The organism is Caballeronia sp. LjRoot34, assembly GCF_964253815.1.
In the GTDB taxonomy this organism is placed as follows: domain Bacteria; phylum Pseudomonadota; class Gammaproteobacteria; order Burkholderiales; family Burkholderiaceae; genus Caballeronia.
In genome coordinates this window covers 354,586-370,696 of the sequence record NZ_CAXUSB020000001.1, presented here as the reverse complement: position 1 = coordinate 370,696, position 16,111 = coordinate 354,586, and the positions used below count along the sequence as shown (strand labels likewise).

12 protein-coding genes are annotated in these 16,111 nt (G+C 61.0%); 3 read left to right on the top strand and 9 right to left on the bottom strand.

Translation table 11 applies throughout. From position 1 onward, the window contains the following. Positions 1–6: 6 nt before the first annotated feature. Positions 7–1,488 carry an N-acyl-D-amino-acid deacylase family protein gene (locus ACSQ36_RS01695; protein WP_436180700.1) on the bottom strand — a complete coding sequence of 494 codons (1,482 nt, stop codon included), beginning with the start codon at positions 1,486–1,488 and terminating at the stop codon, positions 7–9. A 40-nt stretch (positions 1,489–1,528) separates the two neighbouring features. Further along, a complete protein-coding gene (locus ACSQ36_RS01690; RefSeq protein WP_436180699.1) occupies positions 1,529–2,440 on the bottom strand; it encodes a MurR/RpiR family transcriptional regulator in 912 nt (303 codons plus the stop codon). Positions 2,441–2,586: 146 nt separating this feature from the next. On the opposite strand from ACSQ36_RS01690, the gene ACSQ36_RS01685 reads away from it, so the two are divergent. Next, complete coding sequence (locus ACSQ36_RS01685) at positions 2,587–3,861, top strand: amino acid deaminase (RefSeq protein ID WP_436180698.1); 1,275 nt, start codon at positions 2,587–2,589, stop codon at positions 3,859–3,861. Here ACSQ36_RS01685 and ACSQ36_RS01680 read toward each other — a convergent pair. Beyond that, positions 3,858–4,346, bottom strand: coding sequence for a MarR family winged helix-turn-helix transcriptional regulator (locus tag ACSQ36_RS01680; protein ID WP_436183065.1), 489 nt, complete (start codon positions 4,344–4,346; stop codon positions 3,858–3,860). The genes ACSQ36_RS01685 and ACSQ36_RS01680 overlap by 4 nt on opposite strands. Before the next feature lie 119 nt (positions 4,347–4,465). Next, complete coding sequence (locus ACSQ36_RS01675) at positions 4,466–6,064, bottom strand: MDR family MFS transporter (protein ID WP_436180697.1); 1,599 nt, start codon at positions 6,062–6,064, stop codon at positions 4,466–4,468. Positions 6,065–6,170: 106 nt separating this feature from the next. Here ACSQ36_RS01675 and ACSQ36_RS01670 point away from each other — a divergent pair, with 106 nt between their 5' ends. Continuing rightward, positions 6,171–7,013, top strand: coding sequence for an EcsC family protein (locus ACSQ36_RS01670; protein WP_436180696.1), 843 nt, complete (start codon positions 6,171–6,173; stop codon positions 7,011–7,013). Positions 7,014–7,033: 20 nt separating this feature from the next. Here the strand turns inward: ACSQ36_RS01670 and ACSQ36_RS01665 are convergent, their stop codons facing one another. The 3 genes from ACSQ36_RS01665 to ACSQ36_RS01655 form a co-directional block, all read right to left on the bottom strand. Beyond that, complete coding sequence (locus ACSQ36_RS01665) at positions 7,034–7,960, bottom strand: alpha/beta hydrolase (protein WP_436180695.1); 927 nt, start codon at positions 7,958–7,960, stop codon at positions 7,034–7,036. A gap of 101 nt (positions 7,961–8,061) precedes the next feature. Then, entirely contained in the window at positions 8,062–8,478 is a 417-nt protein-coding gene (locus ACSQ36_RS01660) for a CHRD domain-containing protein (protein ID WP_255631501.1), read from the bottom strand. 222 nt (positions 8,479–8,700) lie between these two features. Continuing rightward, the gene (locus tag ACSQ36_RS01655) at positions 8,701–9,864 is read right to left on the bottom strand and encodes a porin (protein ID WP_213765783.1); all 1,164 of its coding nucleotides are present in this window, start codon (positions 9,862–9,864) and stop codon (positions 8,701–8,703) included. Between the two features lie 475 nt (positions 9,865–10,339). Here ACSQ36_RS01655 and ACSQ36_RS01650 point away from each other — a divergent pair, with 475 nt between their 5' ends. Beyond that, entirely contained in the window at positions 10,340–11,260 is a 921-nt protein-coding gene (locus ACSQ36_RS01650) for a LysR family transcriptional regulator (protein ID WP_213765782.1), read from the top strand. 174 nt (positions 11,261–11,434) lie between these two features. On the opposite strand, the gene ACSQ36_RS01645 is transcribed toward ACSQ36_RS01650, so the two are convergent. Both ACSQ36_RS01645 and ACSQ36_RS01640 read right to left on the bottom strand, forming a co-directional pair. Next, positions 11,435–15,208 (bottom strand): ATP-binding protein, encoded by a 3,774-nt coding sequence (locus ACSQ36_RS01645; protein ID WP_436180694.1) that lies wholly within the window; start codon positions 15,206–15,208, stop codon positions 11,435–11,437. Positions 15,209–15,222: 14 nt separating this feature from the next. After that, positions 15,223–15,999: an aquaporin gene (locus ACSQ36_RS01640; protein ID WP_213765781.1), complete on the bottom strand. Its 777-nt coding sequence runs from the start codon at positions 15,997–15,999 to the stop codon at positions 15,223–15,225. Between the last annotated feature and the right edge of the window lie 112 nt (positions 16,000–16,111).

Here is a 16,111-nt window from a genome sequence, read left to right as displayed (position 1 = left end):
CGTTAATCAAAAGTGCCCAAGCGCATCGAGTCTGGAACCCTCGCCACGCGCCACAAAATGTCCTGCTCGCAATCCTGTCACAGCGCCATCGAGATACGACAGCACCCCATTCACCCAAACCGCATCAATACCAGCAGCAGCCTGTCGAGGCTCGGCGAACGTTGCGGTGTCACTAACCTTGTCGGCATCGAAGAGAACGAGATCTGCGTGATATCCCACTTGAATCTGACCGCGCTCCGACAACCCAAACCGCCGCGCCGATAACCCCGTCATCTTCCGCACCGCTTCCTCAAGCGCAATCAGCGACGTATCCCGCGCGTAATGCCCCAACACCCGCGGAAACGCGCCCCATAAACGCGGATGCGGCAGCGGATCATTCGGCAAACCATCGGAACCGACCATTGTTGCGGGATGCGACAGGATCCGCCGCACGTCGTCTTCCGACATGTTGTGATAAACCGCCCCCGCCGGCTGCAAGCGCTTGCCCGCCTCCTGCTGCGTCACGCCCCACTCCGCCGCGATTCCCGAGATCAACTTCCCGGCCATCTCCGGATGCGGCTCCGACCACGTGATCGTGATCTCGATATCGCCGGTCACCTGCTTCAAATCGAGTGTCGATGAACTCCGGTTGTACGGGTAACAATCGCATCCGACCGGCTGACCCTCGCGCGTATTTTCAAGCGACTTCAACACCTCGGCGCTGCGCCCCCAGTTCGATGGCCCCGCGCACTTCAAATGCGAGATCACGACAGGCACGCGCGCGTGTTTGCCCACCCGATACGCCTCGCCCATCGCGTCGAGAATGGCGTCGAATTCGGTGCGCATGTGCGTGGTGTACAACGCACCGGCATGGGCCAGAGGCTCGGCCAGCGCCATCACTTCTTCCGGCGGTGCACTGAACGCCGAGCCATAAGCGAGACCGCTGCTCAACCCCAGCGCCCCGTGCGACAACGCTTCTTCCAACTGCGCGCGCATGCCATCGATTTCCTGCGCGGAAGCACCGCGATCCAGCCGGTCCATATGGTTGTTGCGCAACGCCGTGTGCCCGATCAACGCGCCCACATTCACGGCCGGCCGCGCCTCGTTCACCGCGTCGATATAAGCCGCGAAGGTCGGATAAGAGAAATCGCCCCTCTCCCCTAATAAATTCATCGGATCGGGCGGATCGCCCTTCAGCGTCACCGGCGACGCGCTGATGCCGCAATTGCCGACAATCACCGTCGTCACACCCTGCGATAGCTTCGGCAGCATCTGCGGGGACCGAATGACGTGGGTATCGTCGTGCGTATGGACATCGATAAAACCTGGCGCCAGCACGCGCCCTTCCGCCTCCACGACGTTCTCGGCCGTCCAGCCAGTTAGCTCGCCAATCGCCACGATCCGGCCATCTTTCACCGCCACATCGCGCTGAACCGCCGGCGCGCCCGTTCCGTCGATCACCCGCGCGCCTTTGATCAGCGTATCGACGTGTTCTCCATCCGATGCCATGCTCTATCACCTCACTATTCGCGCGTTGTTTGAGCGCAGGTTAATCGCCCAACGGCTGACGTTCATCGACACCGCCGCCTCGATACGCGTCCAGCGCATGTTTCATGCGCCGCAAAAGCTCGCGGCTCGTATCGCCTTGCTTCACGGCAAGTTCAGTGACGAGCAGGTCGAGCGCCATCAACATGGCGTATCGCGACGTCGAAGGCTTGTAGATAAAATCAGTTTCGTTCGCGATGATCGGAATCAGCCAGTTGGCCAGTTGCGCGAGCGGCGACGCGGGCGCGGTCAGCGCGATCACCCGCGCGCCATATTCCCGCGCGATCCGGCAACTCTCCACCATTTCGGGCGTCTGCCCCGTCACCGATAAAGCCACCACCACATGCTCACGCGAGAGCGTCGCGGCGACCATCCGCTGCAGCAAACCATCCTGATACGACGCCACCGGCCGGCCCAGCCGGACCAGGCGAAAACGCATTTCATCGGCTAAAGCGGTCGACCCGCCGCCCATGCCGAACACGTAGATCATCTGTGCATCGGCTAGCGCATCGGCGGCAGCGGCTATCGGCGCCGCTCGCAACGCGCCGCGATTGTGAGCGAGCGTGGTCTGGATATCGTCGAAAATACGGGCGGCGAGCGAATCGGCGGGATCGTCGGTGCCGGTTTCATCGTACGAACCGCCGCGCAGGAACCGCTGGCCGACCGCCGCCGCCTGAGCCAGCCGCAATTTAAGCTCGCGCACGTCATGGCACCCAACCGCCTTCGCAAAACGCGTCACCGTCGCAATGCTGACCTCGGCTTTTTTTGCGAGCGCACCAATGCTGGCGCGCGATGCGCCGGTCAAATCGTCGAGAATAAGCGCCGCGACCTTTCGTTCCGCCGAACGCAATTCGGGCGCGCGCTCGGCAATCCGGGCGACGATATCGAAGGCTGGTGGTTCGGACGACACATTCATGAAAACCCTTTCGGAGCGCTTGGTACTAAATAACAATGTCTCAGGCATCGTACTTTCTGTACCATTGTCGCGTCAATCTCGATATCAATCGAACCCAACAAAACAAGCCCCCGACTCTATACAACCGAACGATGGAGTAGCAGCACATGAAAGTTACAAACTATCAAAGCGCGACAATCGACCCTTTCGGCAAGGGTCTGGGCATGGTGCCGGGCGTCAGCGTGCATCTGGCGGATGCCGCGCGCCTTGACTGGAATCTGCTGGACGAGGACGTGAGCCTGCCGGCCGCCGTGCTGTACGCGGACCGGATCGAGCACAATTTGAAGTGGATGCAGGCCTTCGTGGCGGAATACGGCGTAAAACTCGCGCCGCACGGCAAGACGACCATGGCGCCGCAATTGTTTCGACGCCAGTTGGAAGCCGGCGCGTGGGGCATCACGCTTGCCACCGCGCATCAAGTGCGGGCGGCGTATCGCGGCGGTGTGCATCGTGTGCTGATGGCGAACCAATTGGTCGGCAAGCGCAACATGGGCATGATCGCGGAATTGCTGACCGATCCCAATTTTGAGTTCCATTGCCTCGTTGATTCGGCGGACAACGTCGATCAGCTCGGCACGTTTTTCAGCGATGTGAACAAGCAGGTGAACGTGCTGCTCGAACTGGGCGTAGCGGGCGGCCGAACCGGCATCCGCGACGACGCGCAGCGCGACGCAGTGCTGGCCGCCATTGCACGCTGGCCCGATGCCGTGAAGCTCACCGGCGTCGAGATTTACGAAGGCGTGCTGCAGGACGAATCCAAGGTACGGGCTTTTCTACAGAACGCGGTGGACGTAACGCGCGCGCTGGTCGCCGACGGCAAGATCGAACGCAAGCCGGCCATTCTCTCGGGCGCGGGGTCTGCCTGGTACGACGTCGTCGCCGATGAATTCGCGAAAGCGAATAGCGATGCAATCGAAGTGATCCTGCGTCCGGGCTGTTACCTGACGCATGACGTGGGCGTGTACAAGAAAGCGCAGAGCGAGATTTTCGCGCGCAATCCGATTGCGAAGAAAATGGGCGAAGGGTTGAAACCGGCGCTGCAATTGTGGGCCTATGTGCAGTCGATTCCGGAGCCGGATCGCGTGATCATCGGCCTGGGAAAACGCGATGCCGCCTTCGACGCCGGCATGCCCGAGCCCGCTCGCCATTTCCGTCCGGGCACGCAATGGCCGCGCGACATCACGACCGATGAAGGCTGGGAGATCTTCGGCATGATGGATCAGCACGCCTACTTGCGGATCAAGCCGGGCGACGACATCAAGGTCGGCGACATGATCGCGTTCGACATCTCGCACCCCTGTCTCACCTTCGACAAATGGCGCCAGATTCTGGTCGTCGATACAAAATATCGCGTGAAGGAAGTGATCGAAACGTCGTTCTAGGCTTCGTCGGAGACGGCGCTGCCCGGCTCGCCTGGGCTGTTCAGTTCGGCGGTTCCGGCGGTAACTTCCTGGATGCGCTGCTCGAGCGCGCGCAGCGCGCCGGAGAGCGCCGTGACGGCGTCGTCGGGAAGGGTCGACAGTGTCTCGTGAAGGAAGGTATTGCGGCGCGGCATGCCGGCTTCGGTGACGGCACGGCCGGTATCGGTCAGGACCACATTCGATACCCGGTTGTCACGCTGATCAACACTACGCGCAATCCAGCCCAGCGCCTCCAGCGTCTTCAACTGCCGCGTGAGCGCGCCCGGGTCCACGCGCAGCCTCTCAACCAGCCGCTTCTGCGACAACTCGCCCGCATGATCGTGCAGCGCGAGCAGGATGCGCCAGCGCGGCATCGGATGGCCGACCTGCGATTCGAACGCCTGCATGAACGCACGATAAGTGCGCCCGAACTGCTGTATGAAGGCGATACGTTCCGTCTCGTCCATGCTGAGTGGTTCCCGGCTGACTGCTTTGGTGCTGATTACTTCCGTGTTGCGCGTTCGCGCGTCGTTCGTGGCAGTGGTGCTGGTGGTGCCGTCGGCGTGCTTGCTTTCTGCTGTCGAGCTCATTCCGCCACAATCGTCGGTTCGATCTTCGCGCCCTTCAGGCGCACCGGCGGTACGCGACGCGATTGCCACACAGCCAGCACCGCCACAACCGCCGCCACCGCCAGACCGATGTGAATGGCCGCAACCAGCGACTCGCGTGCCGATTCAAGCAGCATCGCGCCGTTATGACCCGCGGCCGCGAGTTGCGAAAGCAGCGTGGCTTGCGCGTCGTGGTTGATGAGAATCTGCGGATCGCTCAGGTCCCCGAGCCAGTGAGTGGCGCTGTCCTTGTCGAGCGCGAGCTGCACGCCGCTCGCATACAGATGGCCGATCAGCGTGCCGGTCAACGCCGTGCCGATCATCCCGCCAATCATGCGCAGCGACTGCAGCAGCGCCGTCGCAATCCCCAGATGTTCCCTTCCCGCGGTCAACTGCGCGAACACGGTCAGGTTCGGCATGACAAAACCCAGCCCCATTCCGCCCAGCACCATGAACATCATCAACAGCGGACGCGGCATTGAGCGCGTGGCGATCACCACGCCGAGACACGCCACCGCGAGCAGCGCGAAACCGACAAACAGCATGGCGTTGGGATTCTTCACGCGCGTCACGATCCGGCCATTCACGATACTGCCGATCGTAATGAACACCACCAGCGGCGTGATCATCAGACCGGCGTCTTTCGGCGACATGCCAAAACCGCCCTGAAACAGCAAAGGCGCGTAAAACAGCAGCGAAAACATGGCGAAACCGCCAAGAATCGCCAGCGTAAAGAGCGCGGACAGGCTCTTGTTGCGGAACATATCGACGGGAAGAATGGCGTAATCGCAGCTACGTTCCCATTTCCAGAGCGCATAGCTGGACGCAACGCTCGCGGCCAGCAGCAGCAACGACTCGGCCGACAAGCCGTGCTTCGGCAACATTTCGACAAACAGTTGCAACGAACCCAGCGCAATCGCGATCAGGCCCGCGCCTTGCCAGTCCAGACGCATCTTGCCCTCGTGCTTGATGTGCCGAAGGTGCGGAAGGAAGCGCCAGACGAAAAACACTGACAGCAGGCCGACCGGCAGATTTACGTAGAACACAGAGCGCCAGCCGTAGTATTGCGTCAGAATCCCGCCAAGCGAGGGCCCGACTGCGTTCGCAATACCGAACGCCGAACTCATCATCACCTGCCACCGCAGACGCACGACGGAGTCAGGAAACAGATCGGCAATGCACGCAAACGCGGTCCCGACCAGCATGCCGCCGCCAATGCCCTGAAGTCCGCGCGCGAGCACGAGGAACAGCATATTGTTGGCGAGGCCGCAAAGCGCGGACGCAACGGTGAACACGACGATAGACGCGATCACGAACGGTTTGCGGCCGTAATAGTCGCCGAGCCGGCCGAAAATAGGCACGGTAATGACGGACGTAAGCAAGTACGAGGTAGCGACCCAGGCGTAAAGGTCAAAACCCCTGAGTTCGGCGACGATGGTGGGCAACGCCGTGCCGACCACGGTTTGATCGAGTGCGACCAGCATGGTCACGAAGCAGATGCCCAGCATCGCCATCAACGATTCGCGAAACGGGAGCACTTGTCCCGCAGAGTGCTGCTCGGCAGTATGAACGGCCATTTTTTGATACCGCAATGATTGACTTATCAACAGAATGTGAATCATAGCACGCTGAAAGGCTCTAATCCAAGGCCAGACGCCTTCTCAACCTTTTTCTGAAATTGCCATGGAACCGACGCCGATCGCCGCTTCGCCCCTCTCGCAGGAAGATCTCGCGACCTTGCGCCGTGCCAAGGAAGCACTGGAAAGCCCATCGCTGACGATGAAACTGGCGAGCGTGGTTGGCTCGCCCATCGAAAAGCTGATGGCGCGGATGCCGAACGTCGCGCAGGAAAAAATCGACGACGCAACCCAGGCAGCGCTCAAAAAATGTCTGCAACTCGCGCTGCGCACGCTGAGTAAAAGTACGGTTGACGGCGTCTTGCTGCCACCCGAAAAACCGCACAACCTGATGCACAAGCTGGCCGTCGCGACAACGGGCGCAGCGGGCGGCGCGTTTGGGCTGTTCGCGTTGCCGGTGGAATTGCCCGTCACGACCACGCTGATGTTCCGTTCGATCTGCGACATTGCGCGCAGCGAGGGCGAAGACGTGCATCTGATCGACACCCAGTTGCAATGCCTGATGGTGCTCGGCATGGGCGGCCCGAGTTCGAGCGACGATGCCGCCGATATCGGCTATTTCATTGTGCGTGGGACCTTGGCGCAGTCGGTATCGAAGGCGACGAGCGAGCTGGCGTCGAAGGGTTTGAGCGGACACGGCTCGACCGCGTTGCTCAAGTTCTTGCAGACGGTGGCGTCGCGGTTCTCGGTGCAGGTCAGCGAACAAGTTGCCGCCAAGTCGATCCCGGCAATCGGCGCGGTGCTCGGGGCCATGGTCAACACGGTGTTCATCGATCACTTCCAGCAGATGGCGCATGGGCATTTCACCGTGCGCCGACTGGAGCGGGAATATGGGCAACTGGCCGTCGAGCGCGCTTTTCAGACCATCGATATAGCGAGCGGGAAGTGAACCGCCAGCTTGTCTACTTTCTACAATGCTTCCACGGCTTGCGGAGCCGTCACCCGGCGCGCGAACTCCGCCGCCTGCTCCAGCGCGCGGTTAGCCTCAGGCACAAACGGCGCGAACATCTGGAAGACGTGCGGCATTTTCGGCCAGATCTCGAGGTCCACGTTCACGCCGGCCGCACGCGCTTTCTCGGCCACGCGCGTGGAATCGTCAAGCAGCACTTCGGTATCGCCGACCTGGATGAAGAGCGGCGGCAAACCGTCGAACCGCCCATAGAGTGGCGACACGTACGGGTTACGTACATCGGCATCGCCGGTATAAAGCTTGCCCGCCGGCGCGAATGCTCGACCGTAGAACATGGGATCGAGGCCATCGTTGGTCGTCATCGACGCGCCGGTCGCCGCCAGATCCGTCCACGGCGCAAACAACGCCGCGCCTGCGGGAAGTGAATCGCCTGTATCGCGTAAAGCCAGCAACGTCGCGAGCGCGAGACCGCCCCCGGCCGAATCGCCGGCTATCACGATGGACGCAGGCGGCACGCCATCGGCCAACAGCTTTCGATAAGCAGTCAGTGTGTCGTCCAGCGCGGCGGGAAACGGGTGCTCGGGGGCAAGCCGGTAATCGAGGGAAAAGGTCCGCGCGCCTGACCGTCTCGCGAGGGGAAACACGAGCCCGCGATGCGTCGCGGGCGAGCAAAAATAATAACCGCCGCCATGCAGGTACAGGATCGTGATGCCAGACGGCTGAGCGGGCAACAGCCACTCACCGCGAAGCGGGGCATCGTCCTGGCCGTATCGCTCTTCAAGACGCCAGCCCGACGGCACTTTCGGCAACCACGCGCGCTTCGACGTCAACGCTCGCGCTCGCGCAACATCGATACCCGGCTTAGCCGTTTCGGGGCGCATCCGGCGACGTAAAACCCAGCAGGCCAATGCACTTTGCCAACTCATGGCGACTCCTCTTTCGATGAACGTCAATAGTACGATCGTTCGCGAAGTCGCGTATAGAGAAGAGACGCCCGCAGTGCGTGTCCTGCAAACCAAACGCCTTGTCAGTTCGCCGGCATTACCTGGCCGCGAATCTCTCCGGTCGGGTTCTTCTCGGTGTGGATATTGAAGTAGTACTGCCCGGCCATCAGGTCGGTGGACTGTTGCTCAGAAAGCGTGGCCTGGCCGGCGATTGGACTGGGCAGCGCGTTCTTGTCGATAGCAACCTGCACCTTCGCGTTCTGCCCCACGGGCGCGGGGCCGTGGAAATGGGCCATGGTCGCGGGACCCGACAAGTCAGCGTACGTCACGGTCCACTGCAGCGTCTTCGTGGTGGTGTCGAAGGTGGCTTTCAGCACCCCATGACCCTTGCTCACGCGCGGCGGCACTTCACTCGACGGTTGCAGGTTCGCTTGCAAAGCGACGGTATCGGCGAAAGCTGAGCTCGACGCGATTGTCGCGACAGACGACATCAACACCATGCTCAAACCCAACACGCTGTTACGCAGACGAAATCTCGTGAACATGTTTGCTCTCCCCTGGGTGACTGACGAGCGGACGAGTCGTCTGCTCATCGACGCGCCATGGTAGTGCATTTTGCTTGTCAAGCCCTTACCCACGAACCCGGGTAGCCGATACCGGGCTGGAAATGCGAAAAGGCGCCTTGCGGCGCCTTTTCGTTACAACATCAAACTTTCAGCAATTTAGAAGCGGTGACGGATACCCGTCGATACCACAACCTGGTTGCCGTGAACCGAGTTGGCGTTCGTGCCATAAATCTGCGCTTCAGCACCTTGCTTACCAAGCTGAACGATGCCTTCAGCATAGATGTCCGTACGCTTCGACAACGAATAGTCCGTCTGCAAGCCAAACTGATGGAACTTCATGTGGTCGTTGTTGTTCGGACCGGCGGTGTAACCCTTCACGTCGGTGTACGTATACGCGGCGCCAAGTGCCAATGCCGGCGTCAGTGCATAACGTGCATTCACTTCATAGTTGTTGAAGCGCGCCGTGGAATCGCCCACCGCGAACTGGAAGCGGCTTTGCGTCCATGCACCGCCAACCGTCACCGGCCCGATCGCGTAGTTGCCGCCAACACCGTACGTGCGTTGCGTCTGCACTGACGCGCCCGCACTTTGTGCCACCAGGTTCGTCCCAGCGCCGTTGTCCGTCATCGCACCGCCAGCGAGGTTGGAGTCAGGATTTTGCAGTTGCAGGTAAGCCGCTGCAATCTTGAACGGACCGTTTGCGTACTGTGCGCCAGCGCTGTACGCACGGTTGTTACCGAATCCACCAGCCTGGTTCGAGAAGCCATACAGACCGCCAAACGTGAAGCCGGAGTAGTTCGCGCTTTGGTACTTGACCGAATTGTTGACGCGGAACGAGTTCTGCGTGTTGTCATTGTCGAACGGATGCGCGAAGTACGTACCACCCCAGCTACCGGTAGCCGTCATTGGGGCAAGATAGTCGACTACGGAGTCGTACTGACGACCCAACGTTACCGTGCCGAACTGAGCAGTCGAGATACCTGCGAATGCCTGACGACCGAACTCAGTACCGTTGGTGCCGCCGTTCTGCTTTTGAAGCGCCGAACCATCGCCCATGCTGAAACCGCTTTCCAACGTGAAGATTGCCTTCATGCCGCCACCGAGGTCTTCCGTGCCCCTCAGGCCCCAACGGCTGCCGTTGAGGTTGCCGCTCGACAGGCGGAATGCTGCAGCGCTGCCCTTGGCAACGTTCGTAGCAGCTTCATTGTTCACATAGCTGAAACCAGCATCGATAAGGCCGTACAACGTAACGCTGCTCTGCGCATTTGCGGCGGTCGCAAAAGAAGCGGCAACGGCCGCGACGATCAGAGTCTTTTTCATGTGTGATCCCTTTAATGAGTCTGACGACTCGACTGGTTGCATAACGCGACGCCTTCCTGCGTAACACCAAGGCGACTCGTTTCCGGTCTTCACCGGACACCGTGATTCGGCTGAAACAAAGTTTAGGGCGCTGGCTTTTAACCAAACCATCAAGACGCACACAAAAGGCTTTTTGAATAAATCAAAAAATGGGGTTCGTTTTCGCACAAACGCTTGTTCCGTCAGGCATTCGTGTTATCTCGAATTAACCTCTGGATACCTAATTAGTTGAACGCGTTGCAGAGTTGCGACAGTAGCAACTGCGCGACACAAACGCGCTTTCATCGGCTTTCGTCTTATTCCTATTTCACCGACAACCCCACCGCATTAGCATCGCGCACGCGAGTGAGGCTTGAGAAAGAGCGCCCTCACCCGTGTCTTTTTCGGCCCCGAGGCGTGACATACACGGGGCGACTCTTTGTTCATCGGTTGGTCAATGAATCATCTTCAAGCCATGCGCGTCTTCGTGAAAGTCGCTGAAACCGGGTCATTCGGCCGGGCTGCGGCTGCGCTCGATTTATCGAACGCTGTCATCACGCGTTACGTCGCGTTGCTCGAGGCGCACCTCAATACGCGACTGCTCAACCGCACGACGCGAAGCGTGTCGCTCACCGAAGCCGGCGCGTCGTACGCCGAAGGCTGCCGGGCGGTGATAGAACAGGTCGAGTCGATTGAATCGACGGTCTCGCAAACATCGTTCGATCCCTCCGGCACGCTGAAGCTCGTGGCATCGGCGTCGTTCTCACTGTTCGGACTCACGCCGCTGCTGTGTGAGTATCGCGACGCGTTTCCCAACGTGAAACTGCGTCTCACGCTGCTGCATCGGCCAGTGGATCTGGTGGATGAGGGTTTCGACGTTGGTATTGTCGTGCCGCGCATGGTGAACAGCGGCACGTTGATCAATCGGCCCTTGTTCAAGGTGACGCCGGTCATTGTGGCCGCACCGGATTACCTCGCGAAACACGGCGTACCGCTGCGGCCCGCTGATCTGGCCGCTCACGCGTTCCTGTCGCCATCAGCGGACATACACGGGTCCACGTGGTCGTTCACGGGCGCGACCGGTGAGGACGAGGATATCGTCATCGATCCGGATTACACGGTCAACAATTCGCAAATGCTTCGACAAGCCGCGCTGTCCGGCATGGGCGTCACGGCACTGCCGGAAAGCCATGTCGCGGACGATCTTGAACAGGGCACGCTCGTGCGGTTGCTCACTGACTACGCGGTGAGTAACGCGGACAAGGAAGTCTCGCTGGTGTATCCAGGACGCCGTCACGTGTCCGCAAAAACGCGTTCGTTTGTTGATTTCGCGCTCGCGCATTTCAGGAAAGACACGGCGATGAACGCCTTGTTTTAACGGGCTTGAAAACGCAGGCATGACGAACAAACGGGCCGATTCCAATCTGCGTTGAAATTGGCCCGTTTTGTTTGCAGCGCCTGGTTGAAACTTCAGCGCTCGATCACCATGCGTTTAGCCGCCGGCAAGAAGACCGGTGCTGCAGCACCAGACTAACGCCCCGATCCGCAAACATCACGCCATCTCCGCACGTTGCGCTTCAATCCGCTCGAGTAGAACCTCGCAGCGCACGATCAGCGCTGCGCCATCCTGGCGGCGAAGGCCGTCCGGTTTGTCGACGAGATCACGTCGGAACCTGTCGAGGGCAATCTGCAACGGCCGGTACTGCAAAATGCTAGCCGCTCCGATCACCCGGTGATGCCACTCGCGCAACTGCGCCACGCTGCCGCCATTGAGCAAGGTTCTGAGCGTGTCGAGATCGTCACGGAATGACGACACGAATGCGTCGAGCAACGCCTTGACCGTGGTCCCGCTGCCCCAGAGTTGCGTCATGTAGTCCAGATCGATCTCATCGGTTTCTGCGTCGAAGGTATCAACATCCCGTTCCTCGACAACAACCGGTTCCGGCGCCGCTGATGCGCTGTCCATGACACGCCATCGATTCAAATGGTCGCGCAACGTGACGAGCCGCGTGGGCTTGATGAAGCAGTCGTCCATGCCGGCGTCGCGGCACATGGACAACTCCTCGGGCGCCGTGCTCGCGGTAATGCCCAGGATCGGCAATCTCTTCGACAACCCCAGTTCGCTCGCGCGCACGCGCCGCGCCAGTTCATAGCCAGTCATGTTCGGCATGTGGCAATCGGTGATGAGAAAGCCGTAGTGCGTCTGCTTGAGTGCCGCGAGCGCCTCCACGCCGTCCTGCACCACGTCGCACGCAAAGCCCAGCAGCGCCAGTTGATGGCGGATCAGTTCCTGATTCACGGGATGATCTTCCGCGACGAGCACAAGCCGCCCCATGCGGATTGCGCGCTCGCGATCGGGCGGCTCGTTGTTTGTATCGATACCGCGCGTTGCACGCGAGACAAGCTGAGGCAACCCCGTCAACGCGGCCACGCATGCAGCGCCCAAACCGCGCCAGGAGATTGGATTGACGCTTACGCGAATGTCGTTGTCCAGAATGCGATAACCCGTGGGTTTCGGTTTTTCCGTGACGTGAATCACGCGCGTTTTCAGTGGCAGCGCTTGCGGATGGGTGTCGCTGAGAAACACGAGATCGATGCCGTCGAAGGTATGCGGATCACGCAGCGCGGCGTCGTCGCTGGACCGGATTGCCAGCTTGAGGCCGAGCGCCTGACCATAGTCAACAAGCGCACGCGCCACCCGCTGATCGTCGATAGCGATAATCCCGCTCTTGCCCCGCAAGCCATCGATCTGATAGTTCGCCGTTTCGACCGGCATATCGAGCCGCACGATCATTCGCGTGCCCACGCCCACCTGGCTTTGCAGCTCCAGCGTTCCGCCCATCAGTTCGACCAGCTTGCGACAGATCGTCAACCCGAGGCCCGTGCCACCGAAGCGGCGTGTAGTAGACGACTCCGCCTGCACGAACGGCTCGAACAGACTCGCCTGGGCCTCAGCCGCAATCCCGATCCCTGTGTCTTCCACGTTCAATTCGACGGTCTGCACGCCGTGCGCGCTCTCGACCAGATTCACCGTGAGCGCGACCTCGCCTTTCATCGTGAACTTGATAGCATTGCTTATCAGATTGAAAAGCACCTGCCGCAGCCGAACGCTGTCACCGCGCAAACTCGCGGCAATATCCGGCGATACATCCACCCGCACGCGCAATCCTTTTTCGTGCGCGCGCCCCGCGAGCAAACCGATGGCGTTATCGACCAGTTCACGCAGGTCGATCGGCATGGATTCAATGGTGAGACGCCCCGCCTCGATCTTCGAATAGTCGAGCAGGTCGTCGAGAATCTGCAGCAACGCGCTCGCCGAGTCCTGGATCATGCCGAGCATCTGCGATTGATCGGGATTGAGCGGTGTGTTCTCGAATACCTCCACCAGTCCGAGCACCCCGTTCATGGGGGTACGGATTTCGTGGCTCATCATCGCGAGAAAATCATCCTTGGCGCGGGAGGCCGCTTCCGCCGCATCGCGCGCCGCGGCGAGTTCGTCGGCCCGCGCGCGCTCGACACTGGCGTCGACCCAATAGCCATTCCAGACCACCGATCCGTCCGCCTCGCGGTGCGCCACGAGATGCGCGCGAATCCAGTGGCGGCCTTCGTCGACGATCGAGCGAAACTCCATGTGAACCGGATCCAGCGTGAGCGCCGAACGTTCGATCGCCTCGCCCAGACCGCGCTTGTCGTCGGCGTGAATCAGTGATAGACCCGCCACCTGGTCGCTGCCGAGCGCCGCGAGATCAGTGCCGAATAAATGACGCGTATCGCCGCCGATGTACGGGAAGCTGTACGCCCCATCCTTCGTGCGCCGCAACTGAAACACGACGGCCGGCAGGGAGCGTGTGACGTCGTGCAGGCGGCGTTCGTTTTCGCGCGCGCGCATTTCCGCGTCGCGAATGTCCGTGATGTCGATCATCGTGCCGACGACACCCGCCATTGCCCCATTCGCCGCCGCGAATGCGCCGGTCCAGAAGAGCCCGTGACGCAGCGCGCCGTCGCGATTGTGAAACGTGATTTCGATCTGCTCGCGCCGCCCGTGCTCGATACTCATGCCCACGAGATCATGCAGGCGCTGGCTGTTATCAACCCCCCACGACTGAACCTCGAGCGTCGTGCGTCCGATAATGTCCTCGCGCTTCAGCCCGAGCGTCTTTTCGAACGCGCGATTCACCGCGATGTAGCGATTCTCCCGATCCTTCGCGACCAGCGGATACGGCACCACCTCCATCATGGTCTGCTGGAAACTGAGTTGCGTAGCGAGACGCTGCTCCGTTTCCACGCGCCGTGCCATTTCGCGCTGGAGGAGGACGAACGCCCGCAACGTGACCGCCAGCACCACGGCAATAGCAATCAGCGCCGGTAGCAGCCGCATGGCATTGACGCTCCAGCCGCTTGCCGGCGGGTCGAGCGCTGCCCGGCGGACGGCGAGGATGCTCTGTTTGTCGGCGTCCGACATGGCGCTCAACGCACGGTCGATCAGTGGCACGAGACGGCCGAATTCCGGACGCAGCGCGAAGCTCATATGCTCGAAATTGCCGGCCGGCCCGACGATCTTCAACTCGTCCTCGTAACGCGCGGCGAGAGCGATATCGACAGTAACGAGATCGCCGACGAACAAATCCGCCTTGCCCCGGACCACGCGGTCGAGCGCGGCATTCAGGTTGGGCGCGATGATAAGCGCGGCGCCCGACGGCAAATTGCCAAGCCGCCCGCTAGCCGCCAGCCGCGCCGTCACGACGATCCGCCGCGATGACGCCTGCTCTATACCATTCATCACCGGTTCGCCCAGCCGCCCGACTATGACGAGCGGATAGTCCACCACCGAGCCGGTCGGGATTCCGCCGGCAAGACGCGGCGTCTCGCGTTCGGTAGTCGCTACCATGTCGATCTGCCCGCGAGCGAAGGCGTTCAACACATCGCCCCAGTCCTGATACACACGCCGCTCGAGATCGATATCCAGCGCCTTCGACAAATAGCTTGCGTATGCCATTGCGATGCCTCTCGACTCGCCGCTGGAATCCACATAGGTGAACGGCGCCCAACTGGCGTCGACGCCGAGCGTAAGAGGCGGCAGCGAGTGCAAATAGGCGCGCTCGTCGGCGCTTAGGCTCAGCGTCTGCGGCTGTTCGGTACCGGTGCTTCCGGGAATGGGTTCTGAGCGGCGAGCCTGGGATTCGTCGCGGGTCAGCGTCGAATAGTCTTGCGTAGTTTGTTTCGCGGGTTGAACACGCAAGGGTCCGGCTGAAACGCCCGATGCTGCCCACACGAGCACCAACAGCGTCATCAGGCGAACCAGACGGAGGATGGAGGGAGAGGACATGATGTTCGCGCTCGTTACGACAGCTGCTTATCGAGCGCGCCGTCGATACCGAGCGCGCCGTCGATACGGCCGACGTGTGTCAGCGGCTCGCCGTTACTCGAAGCGCCGCGCTGGAGCATGGGATGGACGAGGCCTGCCAGCACGCCGCCCGCAAGGGGCGCCGCCCAAAACATCCAGAGCTGATCCAGCGGCCAGCCAGCCACCACGAGCGCGACGCCAGTGGAACGAGCCGGGTTCAAAGACGCATTTGTCACCGGAATGGCGAGCAGCGAACACAACGCCAGCGACAGCCCGATCAGCACGGCGCCGCTCAAACGCGCTTGCCGGTCAGACTCGACACAGAGATTCACGAGGACAAAGACGAAGGTCGTCAGCGCCTCGACGATCAGCGCCGCGTGCAGTTGATATCCGGCCGGCGAATGAGCCCCGTAACCATTGGCGCCGAATGCGATGAGATGGGGCGAGACACCCGGGCGTGCGCTCGCAACGACATATAGGAGCCACGCGCCGGCGGTCGCTCCCCCGACCTGAGCAGTGATAGCCGGGATCAGGTCCCGCACGGGAAAACGGTTGGCGACGGCAAACCCGACGGTGACCGCGGGATTGAAATGAGCGGCGCAAACGGGACGTAGAACGTAGACCAGCGTGGTTGCCGCAAGGCCGAAGACCACCGCCTGGCAGACGAGTCCGATGTCGGGGCGAAAATTACCACTCGCCAGTGCGATGCTGCCGCAGCCGAAGAAGACAAGCGAAAAGCTTCCCACGCACTCGCCTATCAGTTTCTTGAACATCCCGTCACCCCGTCTGAAATTCGCCCTCGGCCGACACACGTCCGACCGCACAGAAAAAATTGGCTGGGTCACGCGCGTTGGCGAAGTAAAGCGTTCAAGTCTGGAGCGAAAG

What these genes read in the sequence shown, in the direction of transcription:
- ACSQ36_RS01660 (WP_255631501.1), bottom strand. Translation starts at nt 8,478, where the DNA reads ATGGTGTTGATGTCGTCTGTCGCGACAATCGCGTCGAGCTCAGCTTTC.
- ACSQ36_RS01655 (WP_213765783.1), bottom strand. Translation starts at nt 9,864, where the DNA reads ATGAAAAAGACTCTGATCGTCGCGGCCGTTGCCGCTTCTTTTGCGACC.
- ACSQ36_RS01650 (WP_213765782.1), top strand. Translation starts at nt 10,340, where the DNA reads ATGAATCATCTTCAAGCCATGCGCGTCTTCGTGAAAGTCGCTGAAACC.
- ACSQ36_RS01640 (WP_213765781.1), bottom strand. Translation starts at nt 15,999, where the DNA reads ATGTTCAAGAAACTGATAGGCGAGTGCGTGGGAAGCTTTTCGCTTGTC.
- ACSQ36_RS01675 (WP_436180697.1), bottom strand. Translation starts at nt 6,064, where the DNA reads ATGGCCGTTCATACTGCCGAGCAGCACTCTGCGGGACAAGTGCTCCCG.
- ACSQ36_RS01680 (WP_436183065.1), bottom strand. Translation starts at nt 4,346, where the DNA reads ATGGACGAGACGGAACGTATCGCCTTCATACAGCAGTTCGGGCGCACT.
- ACSQ36_RS01645 (WP_436180694.1), bottom strand. Translation starts at nt 15,208, where the DNA reads ATGTCCTCTCCCTCCATCCTCCGTCTGGTTCGCCTGATGACGCTGTTG.
- ACSQ36_RS01690 (WP_436180699.1), bottom strand. Translation starts at nt 2,440, where the DNA reads ATGAATGTGTCGTCCGAACCACCAGCCTTCGATATCGTCGCCCGGATT.
- ACSQ36_RS01665 (WP_436180695.1), bottom strand. Translation starts at nt 7,960, where the DNA reads ATGAGTTGGCAAAGTGCATTGGCCTGCTGGGTTTTACGTCGCCGGATG.
- ACSQ36_RS01695 (WP_436180700.1), bottom strand. Translation starts at nt 1,488, where the DNA reads ATGGCATCGGATGGAGAACACGTCGATACGCTGATCAAAGGCGCGCGG.
- ACSQ36_RS01670 (WP_436180696.1), top strand. Translation starts at nt 6,171, where the DNA reads ATGGAACCGACGCCGATCGCCGCTTCGCCCCTCTCGCAGGAAGATCTC.
- ACSQ36_RS01685 (WP_436180698.1), top strand. Translation starts at nt 2,587, where the DNA reads ATGAAAGTTACAAACTATCAAAGCGCGACAATCGACCCTTTCGGCAAG.